The organism is Nocardia sp. NPDC004604, assembly GCF_040609795.1.
GTDB lineage: Bacteria > Actinomycetota > Actinomycetes > Mycobacteriales > Mycobacteriaceae > Nocardia.
The window spans coordinates 1-23222 of record NZ_JBEXLC010000073.1 but is presented as its reverse complement, the minus strand read 5'-3'; the positions used below and the strand labels follow the sequence as shown (position 1 = coordinate 23222).

Sequence of the window (23222 nt, the reverse complement as noted above, 5' to 3'; positions counted from 1 at the left end):
ATGCGTGTCATGGCACAGCTGGCCATGGTGATGAACCTGGACAAGTGCATCGGCTGTCACACCTGCAGTGTCACCTGCAAGCAGGCGTGGACCAACCGCGGCGGCACCGAGTACATGTGGTTCAACAATGTGGAAACCCGTCCGGGACAGGGCTATCCGCGCCAGTACCAGGATCAGGACAAATGGAACGGCGGCTGGACGCTCACCAAGCGCGGCAAGCTCACCCTGAAATCCGGTTCGCGGCTGAAGCGGCTGCTCAATATCTTCGCCAATCCCGATCTGCCGACGGTCTCGGATTACTACGAGCCGTGGAGCTACGACTACGACAATCTGCTGTCGGCGCCCGCGCTGGACACCAGCCCGGTCGCGCGGCCGAAATCGCTGATCACCGGCCAGGATACGAAGATCACCTGGGGCGCCAACTGGGATGACGACCTGGGCTCCGGACCGGAGCAGGTCGGCAAGGATCCGCTGTTGGCCAGGCTCTCCGATCAGGTGAAGCTGGAGTTCGAGCAGACCTTCATGTTCTACCTGCCGCGCATCTGCGAGCACTGCCTGAATCCGTCGTGTGTGGCCTCCTGCCCGTCGGGTGCGATCTACAAACGGTCCGAGGACGGAATCGTGCTCGTCGACCAGGACAAATGCCGCGGCTGGCGGCAGTGCGTCAGCGGCTGCCCGTACAAGAAGATCTACTTCAACCACAAGACGGGCAAGGCGGAGAAGTGCACATTCTGCTACCCGCGCGTGGAGGTCGGCATCCCGACGGTCTGTTCGGAAACCTGCGTCGGGCGGCTGCGCTACATCGGCGTCATGCTCTACGACGCGGATGCGGTGCAGGCGGCGGCCTCGGTCACCGATACCGAGGACCTGTATCCAGCACAGCTCGGGGTGTTCCTCAATCCGCATGATCCCCGGGTGATCGCGGAGGCCGAACGCGCCGGTATCTCGCCCGAATGGCTCGAGGCCGCGCAGAACTCGCCGGTCTACCGGCTGATCGTCGACTACCAGATCGCGCTGCCGCTGCATCCGGAATACCGCACCATGCCGATGGTCTGGTACGTGCCGCCGCTGTCGCCGGTGGTGGATGTGCTGTCGGAGACCGGCCACGATGCCGAGGACGCGTCGAATCTGTTCGGCGCCATCGACGCACTGCGGATTCCGGTCGAGTACCTGGCCGAACTGTTCACCGCCGGTGAGATCGGACCAGTGCGAGCGGCGCTGCAGCGGCTGGCGGCGATGCGGTCGTTCATGCGGTCGGTGAATCTCGGTATGGAACCCGATCCCTCGATCGCGCCGTCGGTGCGCTTGGCGCCCGAGGAGATCGAGGCGATGTACCGGCTGCTGGCCATCGCGAAATACGAACACCGGTATGTGATTCCGCAGGGCGCGACGTCCCAGGCACACGAGCTGGATTCGCTCGCCACCGGATGCAGCCTCGATACCGATGGCGGGCCGGGTATGACGGCCTTCGACACGATGGTGGAGAAGTTTCATCTCACCGATGCCAATGATGCGACGCCGGAACAGAAGTCGACACGGATCAACCTGTTGAACTGGGATGGGCGCAGCACCGAGGGACTGGTGCCCGCCGCGACCAGTGGCAATGGCGCCAATGGGCACGGGACCAACGGTTCGACGAAAAGCGTTGCGCCCAAGAATGGCTCGGCCAACGGCACGAATGGCTCGGCGGCGACGAACGGTTCCGCCGCACCTACGCCCACCCGAGCAGCCCAATGAACGCCACCGGTCGAGCCGCCGTCGGAGGCGTGTCATGGCACTGCTGAAGGTACGCCGCAGGCCGGAGCCCGTCGCCCGGCTGTCCGAGCGCGATTGCCGTCTGGTGTGGCGGATAGCCGCCCTGCTGCTCGACTATCCGAGCGAGCAGATGCTGGTGACCATCGACCAGATCGACGATGCCGCAATGCAATTGCCGGACGAGGTGGGTGCGCACCTGCTGGAATTTGTCCATCACCTGCGCGCCACCCCACCGATCACACTGGCCGAGCAGTATGTCGAAACCTTCGATATGCGGCGGCGTTCCAGCATGCACCTGACGTTCTACGCCTACGGCGACACCCGCAAGCGCGGCATGGCACTGCTGCGGTTCAAGCACGCCTACCGGCATGCCGGAGTCGAACTCGGCGACGAGGAGTTGCCCGACCACCTGCCGGTGCTGCTGGAATTCGCCGCCACCGTCGACCCGATCGGCGGCGAACGCCTGCTGGGCGAACACGTCCCGGTGCTCGAACTGCTGCGACTGTCGTTGGCGGACAACGGATCCCCCTACGCGGGATTGGTCGCCGCGGTGGTCGCCACCCTGCCGCCGCTGACCACCGCGGACCGCCGCCGGATCGCCGAACTCGCCGCGCAGGGACCTCCTGAGGAGGAGGTCGGCCTCGACCCCTTCGCCATGGACCCTGCCCTCCTCGACGGATCGGAAGCCCGCCGATGACCACCACCTGCTGGATGACCCTGCCGTACGTGGCCTTCACCTCGTTCGTGCTCGGCCACCTGTGGCGCTACCGCAATGACCAATTCGGCTGGACCACAAGGTCATCGCAGATCTACGAGAGCCGCCTGCTGCGCCTGGGCAGCCCGCTGTTCCACTTCGGCATGCTCGGTGTCATCGGCGGCCATGTGCTCGGCGTGCTGATCCCGGAATCCTGGACCACGGCGGTCGGCATCTCCGAACACACCTACCACCTGGTCGCGGTGGCGGCGGGTTCGGTCGCCGGACTCGCGGTCATCCTCGGCATCGGCATCCTGCTCTACCGCCGCATCACCGTCCCCGCCGTCCGCAGGGCCACCACCCGCAACGACCGGCTCATGTACGCACTGCTGGCCGCCGCCCTGAGCACCGGCCTGCTCAATACCTGGGGCAGCAACCTGCTGTGGGGCACCTATAACTACCGCGAAACCGTATCCCCTTGGTTTCGCAGCCTTTTCACCCTGCACCCGCAGCCCGAGCTGATGGTGGGCACCCCGTGGACCTTCCAGGTCCACGGACTCGTCGTACTGACCCTCATCGCGATCTGGCCCTACACCCGCCTGGTCCACATGTTCAGCGCTCCCGTCGGCTACCTGACCCGCCCCTACATCGTCTACCGCGCCAAGGAATCCAACGCCCCGGACAAGCGCCGCTACGCCCGCGCCTGGGACGCCCCCGTCACGCCCGAAACCTGGCGCTGACCCCGAGTTCGGGTCCTCTCACCCGATGCCCCGCGGCCCCGTCCTCCCGCACCGGGAGGGCGGGGCCGTGTCATTTCCCAGCAAACACGCCCGTCGTATCCCGAGACCACACCTGCGGCCGTGATAGGAATTCGACCCATGTACCGGCTCGTGCCCACGCCTTGCGCACATGCGGCCCGCCCGATGGGCACCGTGCCGATGATTCGCTCGCTGCGCTCTCTCATTCGATGCCTGGTGTTCCTGTTCGCGGTCTGCGCCGCGACAATTCCCATCGAGGTTCGTCCATTGGGCGGGCGGCAATTCGGTGGGTTCCTATAGCGGCTGGCCGCTACCAGTGACCCCGCCGCCGATGCCTATGCGCACTCCGAGCTCGCGTCTTCGGCGGCCGGCCGCCGCTGGCGTGCCCGTCACGGTGAAATTGCGTCGGGGCACCCACCGCTGGGCCTATTGGCAGCATGACCTGCACGAATCCTGGCCGCTGTGCGCCGCCGCGATCGGCGCGTAGCGGCTGTTTGCCGCGAAGTTGTCGGTGCCCTGGTCGACAATGCGGTATGGCGTATGACAAGGAACTCGCCGATCGGATCCGGGAGCTGATCGAACCCGCACCCGACGTGGTCGAGAAGAAGATGTTCGGCGGTCTGGCCTTCCTGGTCGGCGGCAATATGGCGGTCGCGGCCAGCGGCAAGGGCGGTCTACTGGTGCGTGTCGACCCGCAGGAGAGCACCGCACTGCTCGCCCGCGACTACGTCGGCACGATGGTGATGGGCGGTCGGGAAATGCACAACTGGCTGCGCGTCGACGGCGCGGCGATCACCGACGATGACGCACTCGACGAATGGATCGACCGCGGGGTGAGCTACGCGCGCTCGCTCCCACCGAAGCAGAAGTAGCGGTTCAGCGGACGAGGCGGCGGAAGGTGAGTTTGTCGAATTCCCGGCCGTATTCGTCCACCGCCACCACATCCATTTCGCTGGCGAAGATGCCTGGCCGGACATCGACGCGCAGGAACGAGTAGTTGCGGAACCGCACTCGCGACCACGGTGCGGCCTCGTCTTGCTTCTCTCCGGAGGAGGTCCAGACGTAGCTGTTCGGGACCGTGGTGTCCGGCAATTCGTGGCCACGGAACGATTCCTGCGAGCCGGGCCGGAAGTCGTAGCGCGGGCGACCACCACCGCCGACGGTGTAATAGACGGTGCCGTCGGTCTCCGGGTAGACGATCGAATTGTCACCGGCGACCCTGGTCGCGGCGCCAGCGCGGATCGGATCCGTGCGCTCGAAGACGTGATTGTGCCCCTGCAGCACCAGATCCACCTGATACCTGTCGAACAGTGCGGTCCAGGCATCGCGCAGGCCGCCGTCGCTGGCATGTGAGTCGGTGGTCGAATACGCGCAGTGGTGGAAGAAGCAGACCAGGAAGTCGATATCCGGATCCGCGCGATAGGCCGCAAGGGTGCGCTCCACCCAACTCGTCTGTGCCCCACCGGAATATCCAGTATTGGCCTTGATCTCATAGCTGACGTCATTGGCGTCGAGCGAGAGCACCGCGACATTGCCGTAGGTGAACGAGTACGCCGAGGGGCAGCCAGCGGGCCCGTTGCCGGGGAAGTCCAGCCGCGCCAGATGTCCGCCGTAACCGTGCTGACCGTAGGTCGCTTCCATATCGTGGTTGCCGGTGGCGAACATCCACGGCGTCTGGGCGGCGCTGACTTCGATGGCGCCGAAGTAGACATCCCAGACATACGGGTTGTACTTGTCGAAGCCGGAGTCGACCTTCGCGTCGTGTGCGACGAATTCGCCCGGCTTGCCAGCACCGGACGGATCGGCGTACGCGATATCACCGGCCAGAACGTGGAAATCCGGTTTGGCGGCGGCGATCTGGCGCAGCACATTGGTCGCGTGCGGTGCGGTCGGATCGTTATCGGCCTTGTAGTACTTGTCGTCGTAATCGCCGGGCACCGTGCCCTGCGGCAGCGCCGGGGTGTTGTCGGTGCCCTGATCGCCCATCATGGTGAATCGGAAGGGCAGGATCGCACTGCGCGAACTCGGCATGGCCGGTGCGGCGGCGCGGATATCGCCGGTGAACCCGTCGGAGGTGCGCCACCGATAGAAGTGCGGCAGTCGCCCGGGCAGACCATCGACCGGCGCGTGTACGTAGAACTGTTCGGCGGCGAGCACTCCGCCGTCGGCGGCGGGCACCTGGGTCAGCAGATTGCGCACCTCGGCCTCGATGGTGCCGCCGAGCGCGGGTGTCGGCCCGTGGTCCAGATAGACCTTGGTACCGGCCGGTGGCCGGGAAAGCTGACCGGCGAACCGGAGCTGGCTGGCCGCGTCCGGTCCGTACCCGACATGCCGGCCGCCGACCGCGAGCTGCGCGTCCTCGGCATAGGCGCGCCTGCCGAACGGCGAGGTTCCGACCGCCGCGACCGCCGCGGCCGCGGCCGCACCGCGCAGGACATTGCGCCGCGAGACGGCATGGCGGCGCAGATAGTTCCGGTGCCACTCGTGCTGCTCGGCCATGGTCATCTGGGCGGCCAGGGCGGCGGGAATTCCGGTATCGGGTAGATCGCCAGCTGGGTTCAGCGCATTGGACGGCACGGCATCCGATGCTCTACGGCCACAGCGCATCCCGCAACTCGACCCTGCTTCCCAGGCGCGAACAATTCATGAACTCCGGTCCGAGCCCGGGGCCAGGTAATCGCACGGATCCGGGCAAGCAGTACAAAACGAACGAATGCCGCAGCGGCAGTGGCGATCTCGAACCGGCAGCGGCGCGAGGCCCTTTTCTGACCGCGTCGCGGTGGATAAGCTGCCGCAATGACGCCATTTGCGCGCGGGGCCATCGCGGCGCTCGTGTCGGTCGGTTCGATTCTCGGCGCGACGACCGCTAACGCGACGCCCGGCACCGATATCACCGCGGTCACCCTCGGCCAGGCCCAGATCCCGGCCGGACTGCTGCCCTTCGTCGCGGGCACCGACCTCGTCGTCCGCGAAATCACCATTGCCCCAGGCGGTTCCACCGGCTGGCACTTTCACTACGGTCCGGTCTTCGGCTTCGTCCGCTCGGGCACCCTCACCCATCCCGGCCCCGACTGCGTGGCTCCGGTCTTCCATACCGGCGACTTCATCTACGAACCCGAGGGTGCCTGGAACGTGCACATCGGCCGCAATCTCGGCCCCGACCCGCTCGTACTCGACGTCGTCTACGCCCCACCCACCGGCAAGCCGCTGTTCGAGGATGCCGACGCGCCGGAGTGCGCGTAATCGGCACCGGTCTGGTGCCCGCTGCCCGCGCACTGGGCATCGGGCACCAGACCTGCCCTTCTACTACTGCGTTGCCGTTGTCGTCGTAAGGGTCGTAGTCGGCGACGGAGCAGTCGTTGGCGCCAGCGTGGTCGTGAGCGGGGGTGCCGCACTGCTGGTTGTCGTCGGATGAATCGGTTCGGGACACTTGCCGTCTCGTTCGCCGATGCTGTTGATCTCGGCGTTGGACCGCGGATCGCCCGCGTAGTTGATCTTGTCGGTGCACTTGACATCGGTGCCGCCGGGCGTCGGAGCGGGATTGCTCGTTGTGCCGCAGAAGGTCACGCCACAGGTGTCCGTGCCACCTGGTGCCGGCTGGGTTTCGGTGGGTGCGCCGCAGTAGTCGATTCCGCAGTTGTCGACGCCACCCGAGGTGACAGGCTGCCCGGCGGCCGTCGGTCCAGTGCCTGCTCCACCCGCACTGCCCTGATGTCCGCCGGTGTCGCCAGAGTTGCCCGGTGCCGCGGTGGTGGCCGGGGGCGTTGTCCGCGATGCACTGATCGAGGTGACCGTCACAGTGCTGGAGCCCGGTGCGGCGGAATCCTGCTTGTCAGCCGTGCACGCGGTCACGATCAGCACGGGCGCCACGACGCCCAGCGCCAGTCCGGTGCCGACGCGCCATCGGCGGCCCCTACCCAACATCTGCGTGATCCCCACGAACTCTCCTCCTGCGCCTGCCGCCTTGCCTGAAAAGGACAGACATGCAATGGGTCTGGTGAATTTTGACGGCTGTACGGTACCCCTGCGTAGTCGTTGGATGATCCGCCGTTGTTACCAACCACGGCAAGCTCGCGACGCTCCGACCTCCAGCCGTGACGGTTCACTTTGCCGAATCGACGGTGTCAGGTGGTGACCGGCCGGGGTGCGCGTCGCAGCTGGTAGGCCCAGATGCCGAGTCCGATTGTCATGGCTATTGCTCCGGTTGCCGATACTGCGGCCCAACCGGATTCGCGGTATCCGGCCGCGCCGACAGCGGCTCCGAGGATGCCACCGAATGTGTAGACGGTCATATATGTGGAGGCGAGGCGTGATCGGGCATGTTCTGTCAGCCGGTAGACGACGCTGGCGTTGAGCAGGTGGGTGCCGCGAACAGCCACGTCCAGGATGAGGATTCCGGCGATGAGCCAGCCCAGGTGGTGTCCTGCGACCCACAGCACGATGAACGCGGCCATACCGGCGGTGAGCAGCACGCCGGTGGCTGGTTGCTGCCATCCGCGGTCTGCGATGTGGCCGATCAGCTTCGATGAGAGGATCCCGGTGGCCCCGAATAGTCCGAACAGCCCGATCACCGACGCACTGTAGTTGTAGGGCGGCCCGGCCAGCAGGAACGCTACGGTCGCCCAGCACGCCATGGATGCCGCGAACACACACCCGCCGATCAGTGCTCGGTGGCGCAGGACGGGCTCGTGGCAGGCGAGTTGGATCGTGGTCCGGAGTTGGTTGCGGTATCCGATCGTCAGCTCGGCCGGTTCTGGTGCCATGGCCCGGGCCAGTACCCCGGACAGGGTCACCGTTGTCGCGGCGGCGAGTAGGAACACGGTACGCCAGCTGGTCAGCTCGGCGATCAGGCCCGCGACGGTGCGTGACAGCAGCACCCCGGTCATGCCGCTGCTGAGGACTGTGACCACGGCCCGCCCACGATGCTGGTCGTCGACCAGGCCCGCGGCATAGGACACCAGAACGTTGACCACGCTGGCGCTGGTGAGACCGATCATCGTGCCCGCGGCGAGGGCCACCGTGACGTCCGGAGCGGTGGCCGTGGCCAGCAATGCCGCTGCGTCCAGACACAGCAGCGCACAGATCAGCCTGCGGCGGCGCACGATATCGCCCAGCGGTACGACCAGCACCAGCCCGACCAGATACCCGATCTGCCCGAGGGCGGGCAGCATCGCCGTCGCGGATCCCGCCGCGAACGACCGCGACATCTGCGGCAGCAGTGGCTGGCAGTAGTACAGGTTGGCGATCGTGAGGCTATAGGCGAAGGCCACCAGCGGGATCGTCGGCCGCGTCACCGACCGGTCGGCCCACGATCGTGTTCGGGGTAGGAGTGCGAGCACGTTCACGGTGGCGACCCTAGGAAGAGATTGGTCTACCGATAAGATCCATTGTGATGTCGGAACATTGGCCCAATTCCGGTGTAGATCTACACTTGGAGCTCAACGCGACAACGGGGCGGCAATCCGGCCTGGAGAATGCGCTTCGTACCGCCATCCGCAGCGGGCGGCTGGCCGCGGAGTCGAGGCTGCCGGCAACACGCAAGCTCGCGACCGAACTGGGACTGTCCCGTGGAACCGTGCGAGCGGCCTACGACCAGCTCATTGCCGAGGGCTACCTGACCGCCCGCCAAGGATCAGGCACCACGGTCGCTCGTCTTCCCATGCACCAACAAGACCCGCCGCACCCCGGCCCCGTGTCGGACAGGATTCGCCACGATCTGCGTCCAGGCGGGCCCGACGCGTGTGCCTTCCCCACCACGGCCTGGCTGCGCGCCGCCCGTCGGGCATTGACCAGCCTGCCCGCCGACATCTACCGCTACGACGATCCGCGCGGACGCATCGAACTGCGCACCGCACTGACCGAATATCTCGGACGCAGCCGAGGAGTGCTCGCACATCCGGACCACATCGTGATCACCAACGGCTACACCCAAGCGCTGGCACTGCTCACCACGGCACTCGGTGAAAACAGCACACCTACCATCGCTATGGAGGACCCCGGAGCCGACTTTCACCGCGCAATCGCCCGCCACCACGGAGCTGTGATCGTCCCGCTTCCCGTCGATGAACACGGCGCCCGGACGGACCTGCTCACCGATCCCGAGTTCACAACCATCGATGCTGTGGAAGTCACTGCGGCACACCAATACCCGACCGGCGCGACGCTGCACCCACAGCGCCGCCACCTGTTGGTCGCATGGGCTCGATCCCGGGGCGGCCTGATCATCGAAAACGACTACGACGGCGAATTCCGCTACGACCGCCAACCGGTAGGAGCGATCCAAGGCACCGCGCCCGACCACGTCGCCTACGTCGGCACCGTCTCCAAAACACTGGGTCCGGCACTACGCCTGGGCTGGATCGTGACGCCACCACGACTCCTCGAACCAGTCATCGAAGCCAAACGTCACGCCGACCGGCACACCGAATCACTCGGACAGCTGACCCTGACCGAACTCATCACCACCCACGCCTACGACCGGCACATCCGCGCATCCCGCCTACGCTACCGCCGACGCCGCGACCTGCTGCTCGACTGTCTGCGACCATGGTCAACCGGACCGCGCAGCACCCTCTCGATCCACGGCATCGCCGCCGGACTCAAAACGCTGGTCCGCTTCGACTCCAGCGAACTCACCGAACACCAGACCAAACGCGTCACCGCCGAATTCGACCTAGCCGTCGGATATCTCGGCGACCGCTGGCACACCCCGGGCAACCACCCCCAGGGCATCGTCCTCGGCTACAGCACACCACCCGAACACGCCTACCCGGCCGCACTCGAAGCACTCACCCACACCCTGCGCGCCCTACACCGAACCCGATAGCCGAAACCCACCCCACAAGCCAACTACAGTTGACTAACCGTTCGGTCAGTGAATCATTTTCCGGCGGTGAGCATTTCCGCATAACCAGTCCTGTCGGTGGCGCATCGGCCGGTCGCCGGAACACGGCCGATGGCTTCGAGGTCAAGCGCCGAATTCTGCTCGGCAGCGCGCGAATCAATCAGGGGCGGGGGATGTTTCGCAGGTTCAGTTGCGCCATCTCGACGACTTCTCCGATGCCACCGGACAGTACGGTCTTGCCGAGGGTGAGGGCGAACCCGCGTGCCTCTTCGACGGTGAGGTGCGAGGGAACTTCCAGTGCGTCCGGGGTGGTGACCACGTCCAGCAGCGCGGGGCCGTCGTGCTCGAACACGGCTCGCACGGCCGCGCGCAGCTCGCCGGGTTCGGTGACGCGGCGGGTGTAGAAACCTGCGGCAGCGGCGATCGCCGCATAGTCGACTTCGTCGTGATCGGTTTCGAACGGCGGGTCACCGGCGACCATCATCTCCAGTCGCACCATGGCGAGACTGGAGTTGTTGAACACCACGACCTTCACCGGCAGCCGGTGGGTCTTGACGGTGAGCAGCTCACCCAGCAGCATCGCCAGCCCCCCATCACCGGAGAGCGAGACGACCTGCCTGCCGGGATGAGAGACCTGCGCGCCGATGGCCATCGGCAGCGCATTGGCCATCGAACCGTGCACGAACGAGCCGATCAGCCGGCGTCGGCCGTTGGGTGTGAGGTAGCGGGCCGCCCAGGTACAGCACATACCGGTGTCGACGGTGAAAACCGCATCGGCAGCGGCGAATTCGTCGACGAGTGCGGCGAGGTGCTCGGGGTGAATGGGACGGTGGGTGGCGATGTGGGTGCTGTAGGTGTCGATGCTGTGCCGCAGCGCGCGATGATGAGCGTGCAGCATCTCGTCGAGGAAGGTGCGGTCGGTGCGCTGCGGCAGACGAGGCAGCAGCGCGTCCAGGGCCGCGCCGATATCGGCGACGATGCCCTGGGCCAGCGGCGCGCGCCGACCCAGCCGCACCGCGGCCAGGTCGATCTGAATGTTGTTGTGCTCGGGTAGGAAATCGTCGTAGGGAAAGTCGGTGCCCAGCAACAGCACCAGGTCCGCGGCGTGCAATGCCTCGTAGCAGGCGCCGTAGCCGAGCAGGCCGGTCATCCCCACGTCATAGGGGTTGTCGTATTGCAGGATCTCCTTGCCGCGCAGCGTGTGCCCGATCGGGGCGCACAACCGCTCGGCCAAGCGCAGCACGCGTTCGCGGGCGTCGGCGCAACCGATGCCGCCGAAGATCGCGATGCGCTCGGCGTTCCCGATGCGTTCGACGAGCTCGGTGATGGCCCCCTCGTCGGGGACCCGCCGCGACCCTGCCACGATCGTCACGTTCCCGGCGGGTCGGCCGCTGGAATGATCGGCCAGAATGTCACCCGGCAGCACCAGTACCGCGGCGCCGCGGTCCAGGACGGCACTTTGAATTGCGCTGCGGGCCAGGCGAACCACCTGGTTGGGGTGGGCGACCGTCTCGCAGTAGTGGCTGGTCTGGGCGAACAGCGCCTCGGGTTTGGTTTCCTGGAAGTAGCCGGTGCCGATCTGGCGGCTGGCGATGTGCGATGCCAAGGCCAGCACCGGAGCTCCGGAGCGGTGCGCGTCCATCACGCCCTGGATCAGGTGGGTGTTGCCGGGCCCGCAGCTACCCGCACACACCGCGAGGCGACCGGTCAGTTGCGCTTCGGCCGAGGCGGCGAAAGCCGCGGCCTCCTCATTGTGCACGTGCACCCATTCGACGCGGCCGTCGCGGCGCACCGCGTCACTGAACGCATTCAGACTGTCCCCGACCAGCCCGTAAATCCGTTGTACCCCGGCCTGGACGAGTACCTCGAGCAAATCATCGGCCACGGTTCGGCGTAATGCACCCATCAGTGTTGTCCGTGCTGGATCGCGTCGGAGGTGACGATTTCATACCGGGCAGGGTCGAACGTTGTCTCAGACGTTGTCATTTCCACTCTCCTCGGTTTCCGTTGTCGTGCACAGCAATCGGTCCAGCGGGATCTGGCCGGGTCGACGTGCACACGATCAGTTTTGGCGGAGGGGACAACGATCGCCCCGCTCGTGGGGCCACAAATCCCTGAAATAAGGACACCGGCGAATGGGCGGCCAGCGCGTGTAGGCCCTTCCGGCATCTGCGGTACCAGGACTCCTCCAGAATACTGGTGGACGTGTCATACTCGCCCACAGCAAAGTCCCCCCGCCGCATCGGCATCCTGATCTACGACGGCATCAAGATGCTCGACTTCGTCGGTCCGGCCGAGGTCTTCGTGGAAGCGAATCAGTCGATTCCGGACTATGAAGTGGTGCTGGTCTCGCCCGACGGCGCCAGCGTGCGGACCTCGATCGGCGGCCCCATCGAGGTGAGCGGCGCGGCGGGCGACGCTGGGCGATTCGACACGGTCATGGTCCCTGGCAGCGAGTTGCCACCCGCACAATTCGTCACCGACAAGGTGCTGGCCGCCACCCGCGTCCTCGCGGCCAACACCCGCCGACTCGCCTCGATCTGCAGCGGCGCGTTCGTGCTGGCCGAACTCGGACTGCTCAACGGCAGGCAGGCCACCACCCACTGGAAATTCGTACCGGCCCTGGCACGCAACTATCCGCAGATCGACGTGCAGCCGGACGCGATCTTCGTGCGCGACGGGAACCTGTACAGCTCGGCCGGGGTAGTGGCCGGGGTCGATCTCGCGCTCGCGCTGGTTGAGCAGGACCATGGCTCGGAGGCCGCGCGGCGGGTGGCACAGTCACTGGTCGTCGACACGCAGCGCGCGGGCGGCCGATCACAGTTCTCGGCGTCGCTGACCGGACCCGCGCCACGCAGCGCACTGGTACGGCGAGTAGTGGATCTGATCTGTGCGGATCCGGCCTTCCCGCACACTGTGCAAACGCTGGCCGCCCACGCCCACATCAGCCCACGCCACCTGACCCGGCTGTTCCGCACCGAGCTGGAACGCGCACCGGCGGAGTACGTCGGGTTCATCCGCTTCTGCGCCGCACGAGATCTCCTGCACGCCGGGCACACGGTGACCGAGGCCGCCATATCCGCCGGATTCGGCAATAGCGAGGCCCTGCGCCGGGCATTTGTCACGCGCCTCGGCGTCTCGCCACAGAAGTATCAGCAGCGATTCCGCTCTACCGGGTCGACCACATTCGAGACCGATGCCGACGCGGCGGTGTCCTGATCCGCGGGATTCGCGGCCCGCAGCGAGGGGCGCGTCGCGCATCGTCGGCCGAAACTCATTGGTGCACGGACTCATCCATTGACCACTCCGCCCAATGAAAAGGGGAAGCTATGGCCGCCTCGGCCCAGCCAACTATCGTCCTGGTCCACGGCGCGTTCGCCGATGCTGCCAGCTGGTCCCCGGTGACCGAACGTCTTCTCGCACAGGATGTTCCGGTACTGGTTCCGCCGGTCTACAACCGGAGCCTTTCCGCCGACGCCGCTGCCATCCGCGCGGTCGTGGAGCGGATCGACGGCCCGGTGCTGCTGGCCGGCCACTCCTACGGCGGCGCGGTCATCACCGTCGCCGGTATGGCCGACAATGTGATCGGCTTGGTCTACGTCGCCGGATACGCGCTGGAAGAAGGCGAGAGTCTCGGCCAGCTGCAGGGCGGATTCCCGGATTCTGATCTCGCGGCCCACCTGGTGTATGCCCCGTATCCCGTCGAGGGCGGCGAACCCGGTACCGATGTGTCGGTCGAGATCGACGCGTTCCCTGCTATTTTCGCCGCCGGTGTGGATCCTGCTCGAGCCCGGGTATTCGCCGTATCCCAACGCCCGCTGTCGGCGTTCGCCTTCACCGAGCCGGCGTCGGCGGCGGCGTGGCAGACCAAGCCCGGCTGGGGAATTGTCTCGACCGCCGACCACACCATCAATCCGGAGGTGGAACGCTTCGGCTACCGTCGCGCCGATCTGCGCAAGGTTGTCGAACTCGACGCCCCCCACCTGGTCATGCAGACACATCCCGATGAGGTCACCGGCGTGATCACCGCGGCCCTGGCCGAACTCTCCTGACCCATACCCCGAGGCGCGCGGAACAGGTGCTCGTACCGCAAAGTTCCGAAGAATCGCTAGATCACGCCGTTGGTCTGCGGCGACCGGACCCGGCTGTGGATGTACCACGGCAGCGGGTCCGGTCCGTCTGACGCGGGAAAACTGTCCTGCGTCAACCTCTTGGCAGGATCTGGCTGGTCACCAGGTGTACGCCCCGGTGCGGAGATCACCTGCGACCGCTCGATAATGCGCGCCGCGAACTCCGCCTCGGTGCGGTGCGCGACGATCGCGCATAATCTGCTGCGCGCCGCCGATTCGCTCGCGGGCGCGATCCTCGGGACGGCCGGCAGCGCGCTACCCTCCGATGAAAGATCGTCGCGGTCCCTGCCCGACTGGACCGAGGATCGTGCAGGAATCAGTCGCTGGTCAGCTGCTTGCGGAACTCCTGCCGCCAACGGGGGGCCTGACGGCAGCCCACGACCAAGCCTAGAGATTCCCGGGCCGACAGGTTGAGCGCGTCGGCCAGGGCGCGTGCGGCCATGGCGCGGTCCTGCCAGACCGACCGGTCCTTCCATTCGGCGAATATCACCTGCGCCTCGGCGTGCACGCGGCGCAGCCGCAGGTCGAGGGCGGAATCGTCGGTAATGCCGGGGTGAGCCCCCGCGCTCAGCAGGGAGAGTGCGGCAGTGACCTCGTCATAGGTGTCGAGTCCGGTCTCGGCGGCCAGGGACGACATCTGTTTGGCGAGTACGCGGCGCAGGCGCTCGGGCGTCGCGGCGTCGACGAGGGAGGCAAACCGGTCAGGCACGGGTGTCTTGAAGTTGTGCTCCGGGAGCCCGAAGTTGTTGTCCGGGAGCAGGGGAAGGATCCGCGCGCTGTCGAGTTCCCCGTCCAGGCCGGGCGGTGGCAGTGGGATGCCACAGCGGCGAACGAGCGCGTCACACACCGCCATCAGCCGTTCCTGCCACTGCTGTGGCGTGGGTTCCTGACCGGGCGGTGTCGGCAGACCGGGGAAGACCTCGAACGGGTCGCGCGGGCCGTGGGGGACGACCGATCGGGTGTCGTACCTCGTCACCAGTTCGCCGTTGTCGAAAAGGGACACCGCGATAGGGCCGCTTTCACCCTGCATGGTGACCGACACCGCGCGGGTGCCGCGGGAGGCACGGCGAAGTACCTCCTCGCGTGTGCCCTCGAAAAGATGAAGACCTTCCTCGATGCCGAACGCCCAACCGCCGTGGGTTCCCACGCGGACCACCGGCAGCAGCACGCGAGGGTCCTGCCGCTGGTGGTCTGGAATTTCTTTCTCCTCCCTCCACCGTGGGTGCCGGGTCTCGGGCAACGCGCCGAACCGGCGCAGGAGTTCGGTCTCGTCCAAGTCCTGCGCGAAGGTCAGGCAGAAATTGTCGTACCCGCTGCTGGGCCAGGGCTTGTTCGGCGTGGCGTGGGAAGTCGTCCGGCGTGGCGCGGCGGTGACCGGGTCGGCGAGCGCGAGGTCGAACAGGGACCGAGGTTCGACTCGCCGTTCGGGCGCGTACTCCCACAGCAGCATCCCGTCGTCGACGACAGGCACATACGATAGCCCCACCGTCATGACGGTTCCGCCCTCCAAGGAGTCGGCGACCTGCTCCAGGAAGGCCGCGAGACTTCCCCATTCCCCGAAGCTCACGCCCTCGGCCTCATGCTGGTGGCCCACCGCGCCGAACGACTCACCTTGACGGCAGTCCACGACCAGCCCGTCGGCACTGTAATTGCGGGCGAAGGGTACGAAATCGTGGTGCCAGAAGCCCTCCATCAGCGGGTCCCCTTCGTGCCTGGCCCACGACTCCTGGTGGCTCCGGCCCGAGGAGAGGATCTGGGCGAGGGTGTAGGGCTCGAAGCCGGGGAAGCTGAAACCTCCCTCCTCGGGGGAGACGAAACCCCGCTCCCCGGGGGAGACTCCGTCGTGGTGCCGTAGATACGCGACCAGATCCGCGGGGAACTCCACCCCCAGCTCGGTAGCCGCGGCGCTGATGGCCTCCTGCGAGGCGGGTGGGCGCAGAGATGAGAAGGTATGCGGCGCATGCGTGGCGAGCCAGGAGTCGATCCGTCGCCAGGACTCTTCAATGGGGCTAACGTGCATCGTCCGATCATCACATCAACCTCTGACACCGATGCCTGCTCCGGAGGCCACCTCGGCCGACGCAGCATAATGCCGCTGATCGCGCTGACCGAACCGGTCGGCGTGTGATCGCTTACGGGATGCAGTCGTAGCCGTTGACGTAGGCCGGAGCATTCGCGATGTTGCCGGAGATGGTGACGAACTCGATGGGTTTGCCGTCGAGGCCAATGAGCGCTGGAGGTTGCTTTCCGCAGTTGTAAGTGATCGGTGTCGGGCTGCGTTGGGTGATCTGCCAGGGACCTCTCATCGTGTTGTCTTGTCCGACAGTGCCTTCAGTAGGTTGGCAGTCGCCTCGGCCGGTGATCACGACGGTGTCTCCATCCTTGTACCCCAGCGGTGGCACGACGATGGCCTCATCGCATACGTACGTGGGGATGTGGGCGGGTCCGGCGTGGCTGTCGTCGGCTGGCGCGGTCGCGGTGGTGGTTGGTGCGCCAAACTTGGCCGCGGTCGTCGTCGTGGATATCGGGGCTGCTATCGGTGAGGTGTTGGGATGCGTCGAGCAGCCGGTGAGCGCGACCGCGAGTAGGCCGAGGGCGAGGTAGGCGGGTTTGGTCACGAGGTGGTACCCCTGTCGTTGAGTGCGAATGCCGGGCGATGCTAATCGAGGCCGTCACAAAATCCCATGTCTGTCAGGAGGTTGCCGGTTCGGTGACCGATTCCGATTGCCCAGCTCTGCCGCCGCGCCGATCACGGTTTATTTCGGTACCTGTCAGCCCTTGCCGGCACAAGCTTTGGCTGGCAGTAGCGTCCACTCATGCCGCGACCAGGGTGCAATTGCCTGGTTCTGTCGGCATCGTGGGGCATGGGTGCCTCATCGGATATCGACGTCACCTTCGCCGGTGACGATCTCGTACTGCGGCTGGCCTGCGCGGCCTATCTGGCTCGATTCACCGGGAGCTCTCGTACGCACTGCGGATCCGACCTACGCCTGTACTTCCGCTGGTGCAGCGAACATCACCTCCTGCCGCTAACGGCGGTGCGGGCCGAGATCGAACGGTATGTGCGATGGATGCAGGAGACCCGCCGGTACAAACCCTCCACCGTCGCCCGCCGCACCGCAGTAGTCACCGGGTTCTATCGAACCTGCGTCATCGACGGCGTCATAGACCACTCGCCGGCCGAGTACGTCCGCCGTCCACGGGTATCGAACGAGTCACCGACACTCGGACTTTCACATTTGCAGTTCGAAGCGCTACTCACCGCGGCTCGTGATTCAGCCAACCGCTTCGACTTCACGCTCGTAGCTATGCTCGGTCTACTCGGGCTGAGGATCTTCGAGGCATGTAAGTCCGATGCCGACGATATCGGCGAGGAACACGGCCACCGCGTACTACGGGTGGTCGGCAAAGGCTCCAAGCTTGTTCTGATCCCGCTACCTCCGGCGGTCGGACGGGCGATCGACCGCGCCACCGGCGACCGCGATCACGGGCCGATCCTGCTCAACACCCGAGGACGGCGCATGGACCGTCATTGCGCCACAAGACGACTGCGGCGCCTGGCCCAGGATTCAGCGATGCGGCTGCCATGCATGCATCCGCACATGCTGCGCCACACCTTCGTCACCACCATGCTCGATGCCGGAGTCGACCTCCGCGATGTTCAGATAGCTGCCCGCCACGCCGACCCGCGTACCACGATGCGCTATGACCGTGCTCGGACCAATCTCGACCGGCATCCAAATTACATCCTCGCCGCCTACATGGCCTCGGGCACATGACAGCTCGACACACGCACATGCCGATGAGCGAGCTGACCAGCGACCATCTGGGTGAGCGGAACCTGTCCCCGGGTTTCCGACTCTGGGAAATGGATGGCCTCCAGCGAGAATGGACCGCTGATGGGAGCGGACATGAACATCGAGGAAATGCTGGACAGGCTCGGCTTGGTGATCGGGCCGCCGCTGGTGGGCGGAGTGGTCCCGGTTCCGTGGGAGCTCGGGCCCGAGGCGATCGGTTTCCAACTGCCCGCGGACTACCGGGCGTTCGTCGACCGGTACGGGATGGTGAGCATCAGCGACGAGCTGCACATCTACACACCATCAGCAGCGCTCAGTCCCCAGATCGGGGAGCCGCCGGGTTTCGAGGGATTCCTGTACGCCACGACGGACCCCTACGGATACTGCGCCATGCTGGCCCAGGCCTACCAACGCGGGGACTACGACGAGTGCCCGTATCCGCTGTTCCCGGCCGAGGGCGGGCTCTTGAAGTGGGGCAACAACTGGAACGCCGACCAGTTCTTCTGGCTGATGCGCGGCCCGGACCCGGACCGGTGGCCGGTCGCCGCCAAGTTCGACTCGATGCGGGAGTGGGACCTGTTCGAGGGCGGCTTCCTGGAGTTCCTGCTGGCGGCGGTGACGGAACAGTATCCATACCATGGGGACGTTGTTCCCGGCGGGATGAAGCAGGTCGGCGATGGCCGTGATTATCGCCCTCGGGGTGACTGGTCGAAGCAGCTGTGGCACTGAAACCCACGAACATGGTCAACGGCCATGCCTGGGGCGTCTTCGGCATGGTGACCTGAGGGTCCCGTCTCCGTTCGGGGGTGACGCCCGTCGTTTTTGCAGAACTCGCCGGGATTACACGAAACGCTGTAATCTGCCGCATCCGCGCGGTTCGAATCGGCCAACACGGTGCGGCCGAAGATCAACGCGCCGAGATCATCTCAGCCTCAGGAACGCACCATCATGCCGTGTAGAGCGTGCCTGGTCGTCCCGCAATCGGCCGCTGGTGCGGGCCGAACGAACACCCCTGATGGTCAGCTTTTCTACGCCGAGTGCCGTTCACGGCATCTCCGGCCTGAGCGACTGCGTGGCGGCCAAGGCGAGAGCGCTAACTGCGCCGCGTGAGACGAAGGACACCACGCCAGGCGAGGCGTGATGGCGCGCAAGCGGTGTCGCTCAGATTCTGGACTGGCCAGATCCTAGCGGCATCGGGCGTTTTAGCCGCTTCTCGGTGGGTGAGATCTCTCGCAAAATCGAAAGTATCCCAATCGAAGAAGTTGGGCGCGAACAGAATTGGAGAATGCAGTGCCTATTGGACTCGAGCAGGCACAGGCGATTGTGGCCGCTGCCGAGGAGCGGGCGCGGGAGATCGGTGTGCCGATGAATATCGCGGTGGTGGATGGCGGCGGTCATTTGCTCGCGTTCGCGCGCATGGACCGTGCGATTCTCGGCTCGATCGATATTGCGCTGACGAAAGCGAAGACGTCGGTTCTCTTCAACGGCCCCAGTGAAAACCTGTGGGAATTCTGCAAGCCGGGCGGGCCCGCGCCTGCCACCGAACTCACCAACGGTGGTCTCGTTCCGTACGCCGGTGGTGTGGCGATCAACGACGAGGACGGTGCCTTGCTCGGGGCGATCGGCGTGTCCGGCGGGATGCCGGTCCAAGACGGTGACGTCGCCAGGGCCGGCGTTGCCCGACTTTTCCAGGAGGTCCAGTGATGAAGAAGGTCCTGATAACCGGTGCGGGAAGCGGTTTGGGCAAGGGGACAGCGATCGGGCTTGCACGGGCGGGCCATACGGTGATCGCGACCACGCAGATCTGGCCGCAGGTGTCCGAGTTGCGTGCGCAGGTCGGGGAACTCGGTTTGGCGGATCGCCTCACCGTGGACAAGCTGGATATCCTCGATCAGCGTGATGTCGAGAGTGCCATGCAGTACGACTTCGATACCCTCGTCAGCAACGCTGGCACCGGTTTCGGTGGCCCATTGGCCGAGATTCCGGTCGATCTGGTACGGGAGACATTCGAAACCAATGTGTTCTCGAATCTGAATCTGATGCAGCGGGCAATCCGCAAGTTCGTCGATGCGGGAACCCGCGGCCGCATCGTGATCGTGAGTTCGATGGGCGGCATGGTCACTGCCTATGGGCTGGGTGCCTACTGCTCGAGCAAACATGCCCTCGAGGGCATCGCGGCGACCTTGCGTGACGAATTGGCGCAAGGCGGTACCGGCATCACGGTGCAGACCATCAATCCGGGCGCGTACGACACCGGATTCAACGATCGACTGGGCGACAGCACCTTCCACTGGCAGGACGACAGGGTGAACTTCATCTCCAGGTCCTCGATCGAGAAGGTGTTCTCCGAGATCATGCAGGGCCAATACGATCCGCAGGTCATGATCGACAAGATGATCGAAGTCATTGGTGCGGACAAGGGCAACTATCGCAACGTGTGGCCCCTGGCGACCGAGGAGCTCATCAAGCAGGTCCAGCAGGATGCGTGGACTCGCCAGGTCGTCTCGGAGTAGCGAGAACAGAAAGATTGCCCAGGGCCGCAACGCATGTCATCGCTTTCCCGGGTGGCTGGCCCGTCGGGTCCACGTAGGGTCTGCGGTGATCGGGGGTACGGTGAGGGCGGGTTCCTGTGCTGACGTCGGAGCGGCCGGATGCGCGGCCCGAAAATTCGCTCGATAGCTCAGCGGTGGCACGCCGGTCTGGCGTACGAAGTGGGGGCGCATGGCGGTGGCGTTGGCGAATCCCGCATGGCGAGCGACGATTTCGACGGTGGTGTCCGTGGTTTCGAGCAGCTCGCGGGCATAGCGCACCCGCGCATTGAGCAGCCACTGCAGCGGGGTGGTCCCGAAGTGGGATCGGAAGTGTCGGTTGAGGCTTCGCACGCTGAGTGCCGCGTGGTCGGCGATGTCGGCGAGGGTAAGGGGACGGTGCAGGTTGGCGTTCATCCATTGCAGGGTGTCGCCGAGTAGAACGTCGGTGTTGGCCGGGGCGGGGTGGGCGATGAACTGCGCCTGCCCGCCTTGGCGTTGGGGTGGCATGACAGTGTGACGTGCGGTATCGGTGGCGGCCGCGGCGCCGAGATCGCGGCGTACGAGCTGCAGGCACAGGTCGAGTCCTGCGGCCACGCCCGCGGATGTACACAGCGTGCCGTCTTCGACATAGAGCACCGCGGGATCGACATCGACCTGTGGGTATCGCTGCGCCAATGTGTCGGCGTGTTCCCAATGCGTGGTGGCGCGGCGGCCGTCGAGCAGACCGGCGGCGGCCAAGATGAAGGCGCCGGTACACACCGACGCGATGCGCGCGCCGCGCGCGTGCGCATCGCGCAGCGCGTCCAGCACCTTCGGCGGCGGATCGGCGTGGGTGGGCGCGCGGCCGGGAACGACGATGGTGTGCGCCTCGGTGAGCGCGTCCAAGTCCCAGTCGGTGCGCAAATCGACTGCGCCGAAAAGGGAATCGGTGCGTGCCCGGCGTCCCGCGGCGACGATACGGACTTCGTAGGTGGGTACTGCCGCGAGGAGACTGGCGGCGCCGAACACCTGGCCGGGGACAGCGAGCTCGAAGCCGACCACCTCGTCGAGCGCGAGAACCGCCACGATCTTCATGGCCAGATCATAGCGATATTAGTCTTTCTGGCCACTGTCGAGGCGCTGTCGATCGCACCAGAATCGGGGATACCGAACGGAAAAGGAGCCTTCACGTGACAGGTCAACACACCGCGAACAGTGCACCCACCGCGAAGTTCGCCGACACGCCGCAACAGCTCGCGGAACTTTTTGTCGAACGCCTGGCCGCCGGCGACCTCGACGGATTGGTCGAGCTCTACGAAGCTGGGGCACTGTTCGCGCCGAACCCAGCGACCGAGGTCCGCGGCAACGCCGCGATCCGCGAGCAGCTGGCCGACTATGTCAGTGCCGGTGCTCGGATCACCCTCGACCTGCGCAGGATCGCAGTGATCGAGGACATCGCGCTGATGTCGAGCGACGCCACGGTGGTCGGTTTCGGTGAACAGCCGCTGGTCACGACGACCACGGAGGTCGCTCGCCGCCAGCCCGACGGTCAATGGCTCTACGCAGTCGACCACCCGTTCTTCAACCACTGACATCTGAGGAAAACATGACCATCGACGCTGACGCGCGATCGGAATTCAGCGTGCCGACAACGGGATTGGCAGTCGCCGCCGATGAACTGGCCCGATCGGTGTCACCGGAGTTCATCTACAACCACGCGATGCGCGGCTACCTGTTCGGTCGCGAGATCGCAGCCGCGATGGGAATGCGGGCCGGTACCGACTACGACGACGAACTCGTATTCCTTGCCTCCATCCTGCACGACCTGGGCGCGACCGAGCATGCCAACGGCAACCAGCGTTTCGAGGTGGACGGCGCCGACGCCGCCGCGGAGTTCCTCACCGGCCGAGGCATGGCCCCAGACCGCGTGAAGCCTGTATGGAATGCCATCGCGCTGCACACCAGCGACGGTCTGTGCCACCGCTTTGGGCCCACCGAAGCAGTGACCCAGATGGGGATCGGAGCCGACATCATCGGCCGCTTCCGCGACAAACTCTCACCGGAATACGCCGACCGTGTGCACGCGGCATATCCCCGCTACAACCTGGGCTACGCCCTCTCCGAGACGATCGCCAACCAGATACACGCGAACCCCGCGAAGATGGCCTCCCCGATGAGCTTTCCCGCGCACGTGTACCAGCTGCAATACCCCGACCACGCCCCCAAGGTCACCTGGCACGACATCCTGGACGCCTCAGGGTGGGCCGACAAGCCGACAGCATGAACGAAATCTGGATTTCGGCCGCAGGTAATACGAACGCTCATCACCCGAACAGGCAAGTGCCCACCACGGTTCCGCGAGAGTGGACATGTCGCGCAGGCTGCCACCGGTGACCAGTTCGAAGCGGTGAAGGCGGTGTCGGAGCGTGTTGGGGTGGAGATGAAGCCGACGCGCGGCGTCCTCGTACCGCATCCCATGCTCGAGCGAGACCCGCTTGGGCAGACGCGGCCCCATGAAAGACCACATCCTGTAGCCGCGTAGCGCGCGTTCGCTGGCGATGCGCGCTCATGCCGAATACGGGACGTTGTCCGTAGCAATCCTTTGCTACAGGTGGTACCTCGGGGTCTCGGTAGCAATCACCGAAAATCCAACGGAGTTCGGGCAGCCAACCGGAGTCATCCCATCCGGCTGGTGAACTGGTTCAGGTCGAAATAGTCCCGCCAGGCACTGATC

At 65.7% G+C, this 23222-nt stretch carries 22 protein-coding genes; 14 read left to right on the top strand and 8 right to left on the bottom strand.

All coding sequences use genetic code 11. The features are described from left to right. The 4 genes from narH (at position 1) to ABZW16_RS25160 (ending at position 4079) form a co-directional block, all read left to right on the top strand. Complete coding sequence (gene narH / locus ABZW16_RS25175; RefSeq protein ID WP_354958466.1) at positions 1–1737, top strand: nitrate reductase subunit beta; 1737 nt, start codon at positions 1–3, stop codon at positions 1735–1737. 34 nt (positions 1738–1771) lie between these two features. After that, complete coding sequence (gene narJ, locus ABZW16_RS25170; RefSeq protein ID WP_354958465.1) at positions 1772–2452, top strand: nitrate reductase molybdenum cofactor assembly chaperone; 681 nt, start codon at positions 1772–1774, stop codon at positions 2450–2452. Continuing rightward, positions 2449–3189: a respiratory nitrate reductase subunit gamma gene (gene narI / locus ABZW16_RS25165; RefSeq protein ID WP_354958464.1), complete on the top strand. Its 741-nt coding sequence runs from the start codon at positions 2449–2451 to the stop codon at positions 3187–3189. The genes narJ and narI overlap by 4 nt, the downstream gene beginning before the upstream one ends. Positions 3190–3740: 551 nt before the next feature. Next, positions 3741–4079 (top strand): TfoX/Sxy family protein, encoded by a 339-nt coding sequence (locus tag ABZW16_RS25160; protein ID WP_354958462.1) that lies wholly within the window; start codon positions 3741–3743, stop codon positions 4077–4079. A 4-nt stretch (positions 4080–4083) separates the two neighbouring features. Here ABZW16_RS25160 and ABZW16_RS25155 read toward each other — a convergent pair whose 3' ends face one another. Next, complete coding sequence (locus ABZW16_RS25155) at positions 4084–5784, bottom strand: metallophosphoesterase (protein ID WP_354958461.1); 1701 nt, start codon at positions 5782–5784, stop codon at positions 4084–4086. A 219-nt stretch (positions 5785–6003) separates the two neighbouring features. Between ABZW16_RS25155 and ABZW16_RS25150 the strand changes: the two genes are divergently transcribed. Then, positions 6004–6450, top strand: a complete 447-nt coding sequence (locus ABZW16_RS25150) for a cupin domain-containing protein (protein WP_354958460.1) — start codon at positions 6004–6006, stop codon at positions 6448–6450. A gap of 63 nt (positions 6451–6513) precedes the next feature. Here ABZW16_RS25150 and ABZW16_RS25145 read toward each other — a convergent pair whose 3' ends face one another. Together ABZW16_RS25145 and ABZW16_RS25140 are read right to left on the bottom strand one after the other, a co-directional pair. Next, the gene (locus tag ABZW16_RS25145) at positions 6514–7146 is read right to left on the bottom strand and encodes a hypothetical protein (RefSeq protein WP_354958458.1); all 633 of its coding nucleotides are present in this window, start codon (positions 7144–7146) and stop codon (positions 6514–6516) included. A gap of 185 nt (positions 7147–7331) precedes the next feature. Further along, on the bottom strand, positions 7332–8552 hold the full coding sequence (locus ABZW16_RS25140) for an MFS transporter (RefSeq protein ID WP_354958457.1): 1221 nt from the start codon (positions 8550–8552) through the stop codon (positions 7332–7334). Between the two features lie 47 nt (positions 8553–8599). Between ABZW16_RS25140 and ABZW16_RS25135 the strand changes: the two genes are divergently transcribed. Continuing rightward, positions 8600–10033, top strand: a complete 1434-nt coding sequence (locus ABZW16_RS25135; protein WP_354958456.1) for a PLP-dependent aminotransferase family protein — start codon at positions 8600–8602, stop codon at positions 10031–10033. A 178-nt stretch (positions 10034–10211) separates the two neighbouring features. Here the strand turns inward: ABZW16_RS25135 and ABZW16_RS25130 are convergent, their stop codons facing one another. Next, positions 10212–11957 carry a thiamine pyrophosphate-dependent enzyme gene (locus ABZW16_RS25130; RefSeq protein ID WP_354958455.1) on the bottom strand — a complete coding sequence of 582 codons (1746 nt, stop codon included), beginning with the start codon at positions 11955–11957 and terminating at the stop codon, positions 10212–10214. 299 nt (positions 11958–12256) lie between these two features. Here ABZW16_RS25130 and ABZW16_RS25125 point away from each other — a divergent pair, with 299 nt between their 5' ends. Together ABZW16_RS25125 and ABZW16_RS25120 are read left to right on the top strand one after the other, a co-directional pair. Beyond that, entirely contained in the window at positions 12257–13270 is a 1014-nt protein-coding gene (locus ABZW16_RS25125) for a GlxA family transcriptional regulator (RefSeq protein WP_354958454.1), read from the top strand. 110 nt (positions 13271–13380) lie between these two features. Further along, positions 13381–14103 carry an alpha/beta hydrolase gene (locus ABZW16_RS25120; RefSeq protein WP_354958453.1) on the top strand — a complete coding sequence of 241 codons (723 nt, stop codon included), beginning with the start codon at positions 13381–13383 and terminating at the stop codon, positions 14101–14103. A gap of 394 nt (positions 14104–14497) precedes the next feature. On the opposite strand, the gene ABZW16_RS25115 is transcribed toward ABZW16_RS25120, so the two are convergent. After that, positions 14498–16201 (bottom strand): SMI1/KNR4 family protein, encoded by a 1704-nt coding sequence (locus ABZW16_RS25115; RefSeq protein ID WP_354958452.1) that lies wholly within the window; start codon positions 16199–16201, stop codon positions 14498–14500. Positions 16202–16313: 112 nt separating this feature from the next. Next, positions 16314–16799 carry a hypothetical protein gene (locus tag ABZW16_RS25110; RefSeq protein WP_354958451.1) on the bottom strand — a complete coding sequence of 162 codons (486 nt, stop codon included), beginning with the start codon at positions 16797–16799 and terminating at the stop codon, positions 16314–16316. 246 nt (positions 16800–17045) lie between these two features. On the opposite strand from ABZW16_RS25110, the gene ABZW16_RS25105 reads away from it, so the two are divergent. From ABZW16_RS25105 to ABZW16_RS25090, 4 genes are all read left to right on the top strand, one after another. Continuing rightward, on the top strand, positions 17046–17960 hold the full coding sequence (locus ABZW16_RS25105) for a tyrosine-type recombinase/integrase (protein WP_354958450.1): 915 nt from the start codon (positions 17046–17048) through the stop codon (positions 17958–17960). A 132-nt stretch (positions 17961–18092) separates the two neighbouring features. Continuing rightward, positions 18093–18707: a hypothetical protein gene (locus ABZW16_RS25100; protein WP_354958449.1), complete on the top strand. Its 615-nt coding sequence runs from the start codon at positions 18093–18095 to the stop codon at positions 18705–18707. A 561-nt stretch (positions 18708–19268) separates the two neighbouring features. Further along, on the top strand, positions 19269–19682 hold the full coding sequence (locus ABZW16_RS25095; protein ID WP_354958447.1) for a heme-binding protein: 414 nt from the start codon (positions 19269–19271) through the stop codon (positions 19680–19682). Further along, positions 19682–20491 (top strand): SDR family oxidoreductase, encoded by an 810-nt coding sequence (locus ABZW16_RS25090; protein ID WP_354958446.1) that lies wholly within the window; start codon positions 19682–19684, stop codon positions 20489–20491. Before ABZW16_RS25095 ends, ABZW16_RS25090 begins: the two co-directional genes overlap by 1 nt. A gap of 36 nt (positions 20492–20527) precedes the next feature. On the opposite strand, the gene ABZW16_RS25085 is transcribed toward ABZW16_RS25090, so the two are convergent. Next, on the bottom strand, positions 20528–21583 hold the full coding sequence (locus ABZW16_RS25085; protein WP_354958445.1) for a helix-turn-helix domain-containing protein: 1056 nt from the start codon (positions 21581–21583) through the stop codon (positions 20528–20530). A 95-nt stretch (positions 21584–21678) separates the two neighbouring features. Between ABZW16_RS25085 and ABZW16_RS25080 the strand changes: the two genes are divergently transcribed. Both ABZW16_RS25080 and ABZW16_RS25075 read left to right on the top strand, forming a co-directional pair. Further along, positions 21679–22080, top strand: a complete 402-nt coding sequence (locus ABZW16_RS25080; RefSeq protein ID WP_354958444.1) for a nuclear transport factor 2 family protein — start codon at positions 21679–21681, stop codon at positions 22078–22080. Positions 22081–22094: 14 nt separating this feature from the next. Then, positions 22095–22772, top strand: a complete 678-nt coding sequence (locus ABZW16_RS25075) for an HD domain-containing protein (RefSeq protein WP_354958443.1) — start codon at positions 22095–22097, stop codon at positions 22770–22772. Here ABZW16_RS25075 and ABZW16_RS25070 read toward each other — a convergent pair. Next, positions 22743–23003 carry a helix-turn-helix domain-containing protein gene (locus ABZW16_RS25070; RefSeq protein WP_354958442.1) on the bottom strand — a complete coding sequence of 87 codons (261 nt, stop codon included), beginning with the start codon at positions 23001–23003 and terminating at the stop codon, positions 22743–22745. The genes ABZW16_RS25075 and ABZW16_RS25070 overlap by 30 nt on opposite strands. Positions 23004–23222: the final 219 nt, after the last annotated feature.